Origin of the sequence: Vibrio tapetis subsp. quintayensis, assembly GCF_030409945.1 — a bacterium.
Classification (GTDB): Bacteria; Pseudomonadota; Gammaproteobacteria; order Enterobacterales; family Vibrionaceae; genus Vibrio; species Vibrio quintayensis.
The window spans coordinates 49,405-61,956 of record NZ_JAUFQV010000006.1 but is presented as its reverse complement, the minus strand read 5'-3'; the positions used below and the strand labels follow the sequence as shown (position 1 = coordinate 61,956).

Sequence of the window (12,552 nt, the reverse complement as noted above, 5' to 3'; positions counted from 1 at the left end):
TCATCATGAATTTTTCACTGGAAAGTAGGCATTTCTACCTTTATTTCCATCGACCAAAGCACAGCAACCAGGCATCGCATTGATTGTGCCTAATTGTCTGTTCTTGCTATGTTTGTCTATTTAAAAGCTCAACCCTTATTATTTCCAGCTCATCCATTCATCTCATTGGTGCATATCTCAACATTGAGACTGCTTAAATATTGTTCATTTCTTGGCTGAAAATTGGCGTATGCTGAATGTGTAAACAAAATGTAAACAATAGGAGAGTGGTATGGACCGTGCTCAAATTGACCAAACATTACCGCCATTTGATGAGCTTGTGGCGCTGGCTGAAAATGACCCAGCCGCGTTTGAAGAATACCGACGTCAGATGTGCGAAGAAATGATTACTTGTGCCTCGCAAGAGATGCAACCACGGTTGTGGGCGCAACAAAGCCACATTGAGCGAGTGATCACCAAGTGCAAAAACCCGGTACATACCAATGTAACGTTAATGAATGAATTATCGGTCCAAATGGGTAAATTTAGAGACGCTCTTGATGGCGATAATGACGCACAACCCACGGCACAAATACTGCCTTTTACTGCGCGCCAATAATTTAATCACTGAACTTTAGATTTCGGTTATTAGTTTAAGATTGCGGTTTTCCATAACGGTTTTCCGCATCATCCCCTTTCAATAGGCCACACTCAATAAACAACCAAGCTCCACACGCCAATGCCGCCAAAGAGGCCACCGTTTGAATTATGGTCGGCTGAGCCACCATATCAGCGCCACCGACAGGTACAAACATACGGCCTAATATGAGCGGGATGTTTAACAGAAGAAACCAATTAGATTTGTTTCTATCGTGCCAACGCTTTGCGGTAATCGCTAAGTCAGGCAACATCAAGAATGCCAAAAATGCCACACTGATGATTCCTGCTTGCGCTGGAAACAACACGTTGATTCCCATGGTAAAACCCATAATGGCAATGTAATAACACGCATTCCAAATCCAGAATACTTTACGGCCAACTCGGCCTTGAAATGAAAATAATAACTGCTTGATCGACATCTTACTGAAACTACCTTTACTCAATTAAGAACTTTTTGAAAACACGATTTATCCATGTCTCTGATATTCACCGTTAGACTATGCACCGACATGGCCTGTTGTTGCAACACCGTAATCAACTGACGCGACAGCGATCTTTTTTGCTCTTCACTTCGACCAGAAAGTAACTCAAAGCTAATATGGATAAAATCGACGCTGTCACCCTGATCACCCACAATCCAATGATGACTGCGCAATGCTCGTGATTTTATCGAGTCGGTATCAAACAAACTGCTCTCAATGGCAGCCTGATGTAAATCTTCCAGTAACCCTTGCACATTAACGCGTTGTTCAACTGAGTTCGAATATTCCATCACCAAATTGGGCATGCTACTTTCCTTGAATGCTAAATCACGCGCCATCGGAACAGCAGCGCTACAGAGCTCATTAACATACCGCAATTTATAGCATTCGAAACCATACACTCACGTTTTGGCGATCTGGATCACCCGTCATGCTTCACACAACAAATCTTCATTTGAATGCAATGAGACAGATTTTGTTGTAACTCATCTGATCATTTCAGAAGAACGATGAAAGTAATGACGCGAGTCATGTATTTGCCTTATTAATCTGTTATATTCTTTCGCCATAACGGAAGTTTTTTACATTAATCGACTTAAATTGGAGAGATCCCTTATGCGTCATCCTGTAGTTATGGGTAACTGGAAACTGAACGGCAGCAAAGAAATGGTTACTGAGCTGTTAAATGGACTTAACGCTGAGCTTGAAGGCGTGAAAGGTGTGGACGTAGCAGTTGCTCCACCAGCACTTTACATCGACCTAGCTGAGCGCACTTTGACTGACGCGGGTAGCGCAATCATCCTTGGTGCTCAAAACACTGATGTAAACAACAAAGGTGCTTTCACTGGCGACATGTCTCCAGAAATGCTGAAAGACTTCGGTGCTACACACATCATCATCGGTCACTCTGAGCGTCGTGAATACCACGCTGAGTCTGACGAGTTCGTTGCTAAGAAATTCGCTTTCCTAAAAGAAAACGGCCTAACTCCTGTTCTATGTATCGGTGAGTCTGAAGCACAAAACGAAGCTGGCGAAACAGTAGCAGTATGTGCACGTCAACTTGACGCTGTAATCAAAACTCAAGGTGCTGAAGCTCTTAACGGCGCAATCATCGCTTACGAACCAATCTGGGCTATCGGTACTGGTAAAGCAGCAACAGCTGATGATGCACAACGCATCCACGCCGCTATCCGTGCTCACATTGCAGATCAAGATGCAGAAGTTGCTAAGAACGTTGTAATCCAATACGGCGGTTCTGTTAAACCAGAAAATGCAGCAGCTTACTTCGCACAACCAGACATCGATGGTGCTCTAGTTGGCGGTGCAGCTTTAGACGCGAAAAGCTTTGCAGCTATCGCTAAAGCAGCAGCAGAAGCTAAAGCGTAATTTCACGCTTACCTGATTTATAAAGACCAGCCGCAGGGCTGGTCTTTTTTTTGAATAAAAGAAAAAGGCGGAAAAAGATTTCGTATAGGGTTAACTCATTCAATACATTTCTACTGGCATAAAAAAACCGCTGAACATCAGCGGCTTCTATTTCTAACTTACAATCGTTGATTTGGCTTAGAAAAGCTCTTCAGCAACTTTGTATAGATCATTACGTACTGGACGTTTCATGTTCTCAATAGCATCAATGATGTCATGGTGAACCAGTTGCTCTTTCTGGATACCAACACAGCGACCACCATGACCTTCTTGTAGAAGGTGTACAGCGTAGTTACCCATGCGAGAAGCAAGAACGCGGTCAAACGCTGTTGGGCGGCCACCACGTTGAATGTGACCAAGAACCGTAGCACGAGTCTCACGACCGGTTGCTTCTTCGATATCTTTTGCTAGCTCGTTTGCATCCATCATTAGCTCAGTAAGCGCAATAATCGCGTGTTTCTTACCTTTGGTGATGCCTTCTTCGATGCTTGCTATCAACTCATCTTTGTTCAAGCCATTTTCAGGCGTGATGATGTACTCACAACCACCTGCAATCGCAGACATTAGCGTCAAATCACCACAGTGACGACCCATGATCTCTACAATAGAAATACGTTGATGTGAAGATGATGTATCACGCAGACGGTCAATCGCATCAATAACGGTGTTCAATGCTGTTAAGTAACCGATCGTGTAATCTGTACCTGCAATGTCATTATCAATTGTGCCAGGAAGACCGATACATGGATAACCCATCTCAGTCAACTTCTTCGCACCCATGTATGAACCATCACCACCGATAACCACAAGGGCATCGATACCGTGTTTCTGCAAGTTTTCAATCGCTTTCTCGCGCACTTCCACTTCTTTAAACTCAGGGAAACGTGCTGAACCTAGGAAAGTACCGCCTTTGTTAATCACATCAGAAACACTAGAACGATCCAGCTTTTCAATACGACCTTCATACAGACCTAAGTAACCATCATATACACCAAATACTTCAAGGCCTTGAGTAAGTGCTGTGCGAACGACACCACGTACTGCTGCATTCATACCTGGGGCATCGCCGCCACTTGTTAAAACACCGATCTTCTTAATCATGCTCACCCTCTGATCTCTGGGAATCTTAATTATTAATTCTAGCTGCCATCACTGGCGAAATCTTTACTTATTAACGCCGTGTTACAATTACATAATCAACAGTAAGCACGACGTATTTATGAAATTTTTTTACTTATGAAAGAGTATTACAACTATGCTACCAAACTTTGTTGATTCATATCACTAACAAATGGAGTTTATGTCATTTTAACAAAAGATGGTTAACTCTTTACCATTTATCTCAATTAATGGTGCTTTAATTACGAAACTACCAATCATTTTGCTTTTGTTCTTTTTCAGCACTCAGTACCACTGATAACGGATCTTGATGAATCAACACATCGGCCTGTTCAAAGTGATCCATTAAGACGGCTTCAACCTGATCAGAAATACGATGAGCTTCAATTAAAGGAATCGTGTCTTCAAGCTCTAAATGCAGTTGGATAAAGCGCACAGGCCCTGACATCCTTGTTCTTAATTGGTGTACACCCAGTACGCCATCAACCGATAAAGACAACGCTTTTATTTTACCCAGTTCTTCTTCCGGCAGTTGTCTATCCAACAGTGACTGAATTGCTTCAGTTACCATTTTGTACGCGCTATAAAGAATAAATATCCCAATACCTATAGCAAAGACCGCATCCGCTTGACCAAGCCCATACCAACTCAAGCCCAGCGCAACCATAATGGCAATATTCATATAAAGATCTGACTGATAATGAAGAGAATCAGCAGCAATGGCTTGGCTACCAGTTTGTCTTACTACATGCTTTTGGAAGGCTACCAAAGCGCCCGTTAATACAATAGCAAATGCGCTGACATAGATACCAAGTTCAGGGGAGTGCAATTCATGAGGGCGGAAAAAACGATCAATACCATTCAGTATCAAAAAACAAGCAGAGCCAGAAATAAACATCGCCTGTGCTAATGCCGCTAGCGATTCCGCTTTTCCGTGGCCAAAGGTGTGTTCTTTATCTGCGGGCTGCAAAGCATAACGCAATGCCAATAAATTCACGCCAGACGCTGCAATGTCCAGCATAGAATCAATCAATGATGCTAAAAGGCTCACTGAGCCTGTCACCCACCAAGCCATTAGCTTGACGATCAATAAAACGGTAGCGACAGCGGTAGCTGCATAAGCAGCGATAGTAACGTAGTGAGAATAAGAAGGTTTCATAACACTTTAACTAATTAGGCATTGTTGAAATTATATACCGATTTAAAGCAGTTATGACAATAAAACTCGAATATCCTTGGCGTAAATTTAAATATCTCATTCAATGATAACTGACTCGCAAAGTAGTTAAAAACTTCAAAAAAAGAGGTGTTTTCCCTCTTTATTTATTCATTTGTAATTTATCAAATCTTATTACAATCAGTAATAAACACAAATACAACCGTTTGCATCAAAAAAATAAAAAATCCTTCTTATTCATAAAGATATATTGATCAATAATAAAGCGCCACCCAATATACAAGTAGGATAAAGCCCACTATGCCAATCAAAAATTTGAGCTTAAAATATAAAATCACACTGCCCGTTGCATTGATCATTTCTCTCTTTGCTATCACGTTCACTGCCGCCATTCTCGCTTTTAATAAACAAGCTGATTACAACACGAATTACAGTGAACACATTAAACCTGTTCAACTGGCTCTCGATGATGCCTATCGAGATCTCTATCAAGCAGAAGTGGCAGTTCTTGGCCTAGCAACTACCACTGAACCCAACAAAATCGATAGCTACATTGAGCTGTACAGAGATGAAACTAAAAAAACTTACAAACGAATTGCTACCGCTCAAGTGGCTATCAATAAAGGTTTTCTTGATACTTCATACCAAGCAAACCTCGATATTGCACTCAACCTATTTAAAGAGTGGACCGCACTAAACGAAAACATCGTGGTAAATCCAACCCAAGCAAACCGCCTCCACAACACACTGAGTGATGAACTTCATCGTACCTTTACATCACTAGTAAAAAACCTTAAAGCCATTAAAGATCAAATGGATGAAAACTCGGCAGCTCTAGAAATACTAAAAATTGATGCTATTGAGGATGCTAAGGCTACGATGGAAATCGGTGGGATGGTGGCATTCATCATTGCTATTGCATTAACTATGCTACTGATTAAAAGCATCATGACGCCGATTAGACGAATCAATGACGTAATGGAAGACATCGCCAACGGCAATGGCGATCTAACCGCAAGATTACCGATAGAAAGCAAAGATGAACTTGGCCAACTCGCGAGAACATTCAATCTGTTTACACAAAAGATCCAACACACGATCAGTGACGTAATCTCTGCATCCACGACCGTGCGTCATGAGATGGACAAGTTCAATCAAATTACTCATCAAGTAATGGAAAAAGCCCAGAGCCAACAACATGAAAGCGATGCCGTTGCGACTGCCGTTAACGAACTCAGTGCCACCAGCGCCTTGGTCAGTGACAACGCAAATTCAGCATCCGCATCTAGCCAGCAAGCGAGTAATGAAGCAGGAACCACCGACACACTGATACAACACACCATTAAGTCTATTTCAGAGCAAGCTAATGAGCTTCAACAAGCATCGAACGTAGTTAATTCACTCGAAAATGACGTGACTAATATCGCTTCTATCTTAGATGTTATACGAGGGGTCGCGGAACAAACCAATTTATTGGCACTCAATGCGGCCATTGAAGCAGCACGAGCAGGTGAACAAGGCCGAGGTTTTGCGGTGGTAGCCGACGAGGTAAGAGCACTCGCCAGTAAAACACAACATAGTGCTGGCGAAATACAAAGCATGATTGAAAAGCTTCAAGTCGGCTCTCAGCAAGCGGTTAAAGTGATGTCTATTAGTCAAACCAACAGCGCTGAAATGGAAACTCAAGCTCAGGAAGTCGGCCTGTCACTGCAAACGATCATGGGTTCAATCACCACAATGAATGAGCTTAATATGCATATTGCTAGCGCGGCAGACGAACAACGCAGTGTGAGTGAAGACGTGAATAGTAACATTCAGTCTATTGCTGAAAGCAGCCACCAAATGGTAGGACTGGTCGCCAATGCAGAAACCGCCTATCAGTCTTTATCTGAACAGTGTGAACGATTAGACCAACTCGTAGGGCAATTTAAAGTCTAATGACTGCTACAAGGTGAGATCATAAATAGAAACAGGCGGCTTAATAAGCCGCTTGTTTATTATCTGACTTACGAGTCAGATTTACGATTTTGACGATCTTCAAAGCGTTCTTGGCATTCTTGCATACGCTCAGCCTGTAGCTCTTTTAGCTTAGTTTTTTGTTCAGCCGTTAAAATGCTCATTGCTTTTTGCTTCTGCTCAAGCATCTTCACACGACGCTCTGCTTGCTTAGTGACCATTTCGTTAGCCAATGTTTGCGCTGCTTGCTCATCAAACGTATCGGCTAAAACAAGATCTTGTACTTTTTGTTGGTGCGCTTGCATATTAGCGAACTTTTCAGAGCTCTTACCCTTACCTTCTTCACGTCCTTGCTTACGAAGCTCTTTAAACTGTTCTTTCTGAGCGTCGGTCAAATCAAGTTGACGCATAACACGCTTATCCATGCCGCCACATTTTTTAGCGAAATCATTACCGCCCTTGTGATCGCCTCCTTTACCGCCACCAAAAGCAAATGCACTTGCAGAACCGAAAGCAATAGGAAGTACAGCAGCTGCGATGACCATTTTTTTAGCTAGTTTCATAATCTTTTCCTCAGAAGTTTGATATCGACCTGCTGTCTTTACAGCGGTTGAGTATAGATTACGACTTTCAATGTAAAGTGGTGTTTAGGAATCGTAAAGATACGTAAAGAGTTCTAGAACAGCGTTCTTTTATGAGTATGATTACTATAAGAAACGAGATGAGGCAATTATGGCAAATATCCTATTAGTTGATGACGACGTAGAGCTCACCAGCTTATTGAAAGACATTCTGAGTTATGAAGGCTTTGATATTACCGAAGCCAATGACGGTATTGCTGGTCTAGCAGCGGTCAACAATGACACCGACCTTATCTTGCTCGATAACATGATGCCAAGAATGAATGGCATGGAAATGTTGAAGAAGCTACGTGAAGAGTGGCAAACCCCGGTACTTATGCTAACCGCTAAAGGCGAAGAAATTGACCGAGTGATCGGGCTAGAATTGGGCGCGGATGATTATTTACCGAAGCCTTTTTCAGACAGAGAATTGCTTGCTCGTATACGCGCCATACTGCGCCGCACCCAGTCGATAACAGAATCAGATAAACAAACTGACAGCTTAAGCTACCAAGAAATTGTACTTTATCCAGGTAAGCAAGAAGCGTACTACGCAGAAAGTCTACTTGACCTCACCACCACGGAATTCGCTCTTCTGAGCCACTTCGTTGCTCACCCTGGCGAGATCATTACTAAAGAGAATCTCAGTTTAGATGTATTAGGCAAACGCCTTGCACCTTTCGATCGAGCTATTGACATGCATGTCTCCAACTTGAGAAAAAAATTGCCGCTTCGCAGTGATGACAAACCTCGTATCAAAACGTTAAGAGGCCGTGGTTATTTGTTAGTTGAGGCTGGCTAATGAAACTCCCAACGATATCTAGCTTATATGGGCGAATCTTCGCTATCTTTTGGTTTACCATGTTGCTGGTATTGTTCGCAGTGCTTGCTGTTCCACATTTAGATCCAAGGCAATCTCACCAAATAACTAAAGATCACCTGCAGCGAATTGAAAAGATAACTAAAATCGTTGAACGACGTTATGGCGATGCCCCTAACCTAACCAGAACGCTTCAACAAATGAAAGAACACAACAAGCACAAATCTGGGCCAGAGCTCTATCTTACCGATTTGGAAGGTAACCTCATTACCCAAGAAAGAGGAAGGCAAAAGCGTTACGTGCAAAACTTTATCTCCGATATCGACTTAACCAGCCAGCCCAAACAGAAGCTGTATGGCAGAATCATGCTCGCAGGCCCGTTTCCCATCACTATTGCCAGACAGGACCTGTTGCTATTTAGTGCAATAAAGTGGGACCAGCCCCCCTCTTTTTTGATAAAGCTATTTGACCGCCCATTCCAGTTATTGTTAGTTGTGATGGCGGTTTCTACCCCACTGCTACTTTGGCTTGCATGGGCTCTTAGCCAACCGGCACGCCGTTTAGAGCAAGCAGCACAACGAGTGACTAAGGGCGAATTCATTGTCGATCCGAAACTAGAGAAAGGCCCGAGCGAATTTCGCCAAGCTGGCGCGAGCTTTAACCAGATGGTACTGGCCGTCAATCAAATGATTTCAGGCCAACAACGGCTACTGTCAGACATTTCGCATGAACTGCGTTCACCATTAACACGCTTACGCATGGCGAATGCATTAGCCACACGCAAACAAGGCAGCAGCAGTGAATTACAACGAATAGACACCGAAGCTGAACGTTTAGAGCAAATGATCAGCGAGCTACTAAAGTTATCTAGAATGCAAGTCAACAGCCACCAAGAAAGAGAAACCCTCAGCGTGCTAGAACTATGGGGTTCACTACTGGACGATGCGCAATTTGAAGCAGAGCAATGCGGCAAAGCTCTGCAATACCAAGCCGTGCCAATTGGCCAGATTAGCGGTAATCCAAGCCTGTTAATGAGCGCACTTGAAAACATTGTTCGCAATGCCATTCATTACAGCCAGCATTCGATTCAAATCAGCTTCAAGCGCTCATCAGATAAGATCAGCATTATTGTAGAAGATGATGGTGATGGTGTTCCAGAAGAAGAATTGGCTGACATATTCAGACCGTTTTATCGAGTATCAACCGCACGAGATCGTCACTCTGGCGGCGCAGGACTTGGCTTGGCGATTACGGAAAGCGCAATTCGCCAACATAACGGACAAATTGTTGCCAGTAAAAGTTCGTTAGGCGGCTTGCAAGTGTCGATCACTCTGCCGACCACTTAAGTCTGAGTACCATTATGTGCCCCGAAAACGCGAGTTTTCATCTTGCTTGCGCTCGGGGTTTACTTCTATACTGACCGCACTTTCCCAACCAGATACGACATTCTCATGCTTGATATTGCTTTATTCGAACCAGAAATCGCACCCAATACTGGTAATATTATCCGCCTTAGTGCCAACTGCGGAGCAAACTTGCATCTTATTGAACCGCTAGGGTTTGATTTGGAAGAGAAGAAACTACGTAGAGCGGGTTTAGATTATCACGACCTTACCCACGTAAAGCGCCACAAAGATTTTGCCGCGTTTGTTGAATATTTAGAACAACGAGACGGTGATTACCGCTTGTTTGCTTGCACCACCAAAACAACCGGCCATCATGTGGACGCCAAATATCAAGAGGGTGATGTTTTATTGTTTGGCCCAGAAACACGAGGCTTACCTGCAGACTTCATCAAAAGCCTACCAATGGAACAGCGCATTCGCATCCCAATGATGCCTGACAGCCGCAGCTTAAACTTGTCTAATGCTGTTGCGATTATTGCTTTTGAAGCATGGCGTCAACTTGGATTCAACGGCGCGGTGTAAATCAAAATAGAACAACCAGGAAAGGGGAAAGAGTAGGATTAAGGAACGAAGAAATCATATCACTATCGCCTTTAGCCTTTAGCCTTTAGCGAAGCGTCCTTAATCCTGCTTTTAACTAATTCAGGCGATTACGGTCGTTGTCATCATCGTCTTTCTTCTGGTACTCACCTTCAAACGTATCACCATCTTGGTAATTATCATGTGGACTAGACCCACTTTGTTCAAAAGGGTTGCCTTGCTGAAAGTGACTGTGAGATTGGAAACCACCCGCAGCCATATTGTTCACTTTCACTTTACTCATTAACTGTTTAGCAAGCCATGCACGTGGAGCAGGAAGTAAAACGGTCATGCCAAATACATCGGTCATAAATCCAGGAGTCAGCAATAGGACTCCAGCAACCGCTAACATCACACCCTCTACAATTTGCTGAGCAGGTAACTCACCTTGCTGTAAACGACTTTGAACAGACATGAGTGTTTGCAAGCCTTGGCTACGTACCAACGTTGCACCAAAGAATGCCGTAACAATCACTAGGCCAATCGTGGGCCACATACCTAATACGCCACCAACTTGAATAAACAAACTGATTTCAATAATGGGTACCGCTATAAATAGTAACAATAGAATCGGGAACACAAGTCCTCCTTAGGTCATTGTAGCCAGTGTATTGCTTTGCCTGTAAAACAACAAATTTTCGCCGTAAAAAAGCGCGATGTGATCGTGTTTTGATTACCATGCAAATATTAGGAAAATAAACTCAAAAAGGTGATCCAGCTACTATTTTTATGCCTACAGTTCGTTATGATGAGCAGCAGAAGTCAGGAGAGATTTTACCAGCCAAAAGCTCTAACGAATGGATTCTTAAAAACAGAATTGGCTAATAATACTATTTATTATCAGAATAATATTCTAAGGATCCCAGTATGACTAAGACTCAAGATCTTAATCAAACTTCTCTAAATACTGCGACTCGCGTCGAAGAAGATCTACTAGGCCAACGTCACGTTCCCGCTGATGCGTACTACGGTATCCATACCCTGCGCGCTATTGAAAACTTCAATATCTCAAACAGCACCATCTCTGATGTGCCCGATTTCGTTCGCGGCATGGTCATGACGAAAAAAGCGGCGGCTCTCGCAAACAACGAACTTGGTGTGCTACCTAAAGACGTTGCAAAATACATCGTAGAAGCTTGTGATTTGATCCTAGATACAGGAAAGTGCATGGATCAATTCCCGTCAGATGTATTCCAAGGTGGAGCAGGCACTTCTGTTAACATGAATGCCAATGAAGTGATTGCAAACGTTGCCCTTGAGTTGATGGGCAAACAAAAAGGCGAGTACGACTTCATTAATCCAAACGATCACGTCAATAAGAGCCAGTCTACCAACTGCGCGTACCCTACTGGCTTTCGCATTGCTGTTCACATCAGCCTCAGTAAACTCATTGAAGCCATTGAATACCTAAAAGGTGCATTCGAGCTTAAAGAACAAGAATTCGCAACAGTATTGAAAATGGGCCGAACTCAGCTTCAAGACGCAGTACCTATGACGGTTGGTCAAGAATTCCGAGCCTGGAAAGTTACGTTCAACGAAGAAGTTCGTAACCTTGAATACACCGCTAAACTACTACTAGAAGTCAACCTCGGCGCTACCGCGATTGGTACTGGTCTAAACGCTGCGGAAGGCTACCAACAACTTGCCGTTAAACATTTAACTCAAGTAACAGGCTTAGAGTGTGTTCCAGCGGAAGATTTAATCGAAGCAACTTCAGACTGTGGTGCTTACGTGATGGTTCACGGGGCCCTTAAACGCCTTGCGGTTAAGATGTCGAAAATCTGTAACGATTTACGCCTACTTTCATCTGGCCCTCGCGCTGGCCTCAATGAGCTGAACTTACCGGAACTTCAAGCTGGTTCTTCCATCATGCCAGCAAAAGTGAACCCTGTGGTTCCTGAAGTAGTCAACCAAGTATGCTTTAAAGTACTGGGTAACGATAACACCATCTCGTTTGCCGCAGAAGGTGGCCAATTACAACTGAACGTAATGGAGCCAGTTATTGCACAAAGCATGTTTGAATCAATGACAATTCTGACTAATGCGTGCATTAACTTACGTGACAAGTGCATCGACGGCATTACAGTAAACAAAGAAGTGTGTGAAGCGCACGTCTTTAACTCTATCGGCATCGTGACTTATCTTAACCCTTACATTGGCCATCACGAAGGTGACATCGTCGGTAAAATTTGTGCTGAAACCGGTAAAAGTGTCCGTGAAGTTGTACTGGATCGCGGCCTGCTAACCGAAGAAGAGTTAGACGATATTTTCTCTGTTGAAAACCTAATGCATCCAAAATATAAAGCAAAACGCTACGAAGCATAATCTT

13 protein-coding genes are annotated in these 12,552 nt (G+C 43.2%); 7 read left to right on the top strand and 6 right to left on the bottom strand.

The annotated features are described in order from the left end of the window. Window positions 1-271: 271 nt before the first annotated feature. The gene (locus QWZ04_RS01210; RefSeq protein WP_102523254.1) at window positions 272-598 is read left to right on the top strand and encodes a DUF3135 domain-containing protein; all 327 of its coding nucleotides are present in this window, start codon (window positions 272-274) and stop codon (window positions 596-598) included. A gap of 34 nt (window positions 599-632) precedes the next feature. Here QWZ04_RS01210 and QWZ04_RS01205 read toward each other — a convergent pair whose 3' ends face one another. Both QWZ04_RS01205 and QWZ04_RS01200 read right to left on the bottom strand, forming a co-directional pair. After that, complete coding sequence (locus QWZ04_RS01205) at window positions 633-1,058, bottom strand: DUF805 domain-containing protein (protein ID WP_290324242.1); 426 nt, start codon at window positions 1,056-1,058, stop codon at window positions 633-635. A gap of 20 nt (window positions 1,059-1,078) precedes the next feature. After that, window positions 1,079-1,426 (bottom strand): 5-carboxymethyl-2-hydroxymuconate Delta-isomerase, encoded by a 348-nt coding sequence (locus QWZ04_RS01200; protein WP_290324239.1) that lies wholly within the window; start codon window positions 1,424-1,426, stop codon window positions 1,079-1,081. Between the two features lie 310 nt (window positions 1,427-1,736). On the opposite strand from QWZ04_RS01200, the gene tpiA reads away from it, so the two are divergent. After that, window positions 1,737-2,507 carry a triose-phosphate isomerase gene (tpiA, locus tag QWZ04_RS01195; RefSeq protein WP_102523257.1) on the top strand — a complete coding sequence of 257 codons (771 nt, stop codon included), beginning with the start codon at window positions 1,737-1,739 and terminating at the stop codon, window positions 2,505-2,507. A 177-nt stretch (window positions 2,508-2,684) separates the two neighbouring features. On the opposite strand, the gene pfkA is transcribed toward tpiA, so the two are convergent. Both pfkA and fieF read right to left on the bottom strand, forming a co-directional pair. Then, window positions 2,685-3,647, bottom strand: a complete 963-nt coding sequence (gene pfkA, locus QWZ04_RS01190) for a 6-phosphofructokinase (RefSeq protein ID WP_102523258.1) — start codon at window positions 3,645-3,647, stop codon at window positions 2,685-2,687. Window positions 3,648-3,915: 268 nt separating this feature from the next. Further along, window positions 3,916-4,824: a CDF family cation-efflux transporter FieF gene (gene fieF / locus QWZ04_RS01185; protein ID WP_290324235.1), complete on the bottom strand. Its 909-nt coding sequence runs from the start codon at window positions 4,822-4,824 to the stop codon at window positions 3,916-3,918. Between the two features lie 318 nt (window positions 4,825-5,142). On the opposite strand from fieF, the gene QWZ04_RS01180 reads away from it, so the two are divergent. Further along, the gene (locus QWZ04_RS01180; protein ID WP_290324233.1) at window positions 5,143-6,780 is read left to right on the top strand and encodes a methyl-accepting chemotaxis protein; all 1,638 of its coding nucleotides are present in this window, start codon (window positions 5,143-5,145) and stop codon (window positions 6,778-6,780) included. 68 nt (window positions 6,781-6,848) lie between these two features. Here the strand turns inward: QWZ04_RS01180 and QWZ04_RS01175 are convergent, their stop codons facing one another. Then, complete coding sequence (locus QWZ04_RS01175) at window positions 6,849-7,361, bottom strand: CpxP family protein (protein ID WP_290324231.1); 513 nt, start codon at window positions 7,359-7,361, stop codon at window positions 6,849-6,851. A gap of 169 nt (window positions 7,362-7,530) precedes the next feature. On the opposite strand from QWZ04_RS01175, the gene QWZ04_RS01170 reads away from it, so the two are divergent. The 3 genes from QWZ04_RS01170 to QWZ04_RS01160 all read left to right on the top strand — a co-directional run bounded on the left by QWZ04_RS01170 (window position 7,531) and on the right by QWZ04_RS01160 (window position 10,166). Continuing rightward, window positions 7,531-8,220 carry a response regulator gene (locus QWZ04_RS01170; protein WP_290324229.1) on the top strand — a complete coding sequence of 230 codons (690 nt, stop codon included), beginning with the start codon at window positions 7,531-7,533 and terminating at the stop codon, window positions 8,218-8,220. Then, entirely contained in the window at window positions 8,220-9,584 is a 1,365-nt protein-coding gene (cpxA, locus tag QWZ04_RS01165; protein ID WP_290324227.1) for an envelope stress sensor histidine kinase CpxA, read from the top strand. Before QWZ04_RS01170 ends, cpxA begins: the two co-directional genes overlap by 1 nt. A 105-nt stretch (window positions 9,585-9,689) precedes the next feature. Next, complete coding sequence (locus QWZ04_RS01160) at window positions 9,690-10,166, top strand: tRNA (cytidine(34)-2'-O)-methyltransferase (RefSeq protein WP_290324225.1); 477 nt, start codon at window positions 9,690-9,692, stop codon at window positions 10,164-10,166. Between the two features lie 115 nt (window positions 10,167-10,281). Here QWZ04_RS01160 and QWZ04_RS01155 read toward each other — a convergent pair whose 3' ends face one another. Continuing rightward, on the bottom strand, window positions 10,282-10,803 hold the full coding sequence (locus QWZ04_RS01155) for an FxsA family protein (RefSeq protein ID WP_290324223.1): 522 nt from the start codon (window positions 10,801-10,803) through the stop codon (window positions 10,282-10,284). A gap of 287 nt (window positions 10,804-11,090) precedes the next feature. Between QWZ04_RS01155 and aspA the strand changes: the two genes are divergently transcribed. After that, window positions 11,091-12,548 (top strand): aspartate ammonia-lyase, encoded by a 1,458-nt coding sequence (gene aspA / locus QWZ04_RS01150; protein WP_290324221.1) that lies wholly within the window; start codon window positions 11,091-11,093, stop codon window positions 12,546-12,548. Window positions 12,549-12,552 lie beyond the last annotated feature (4 nt).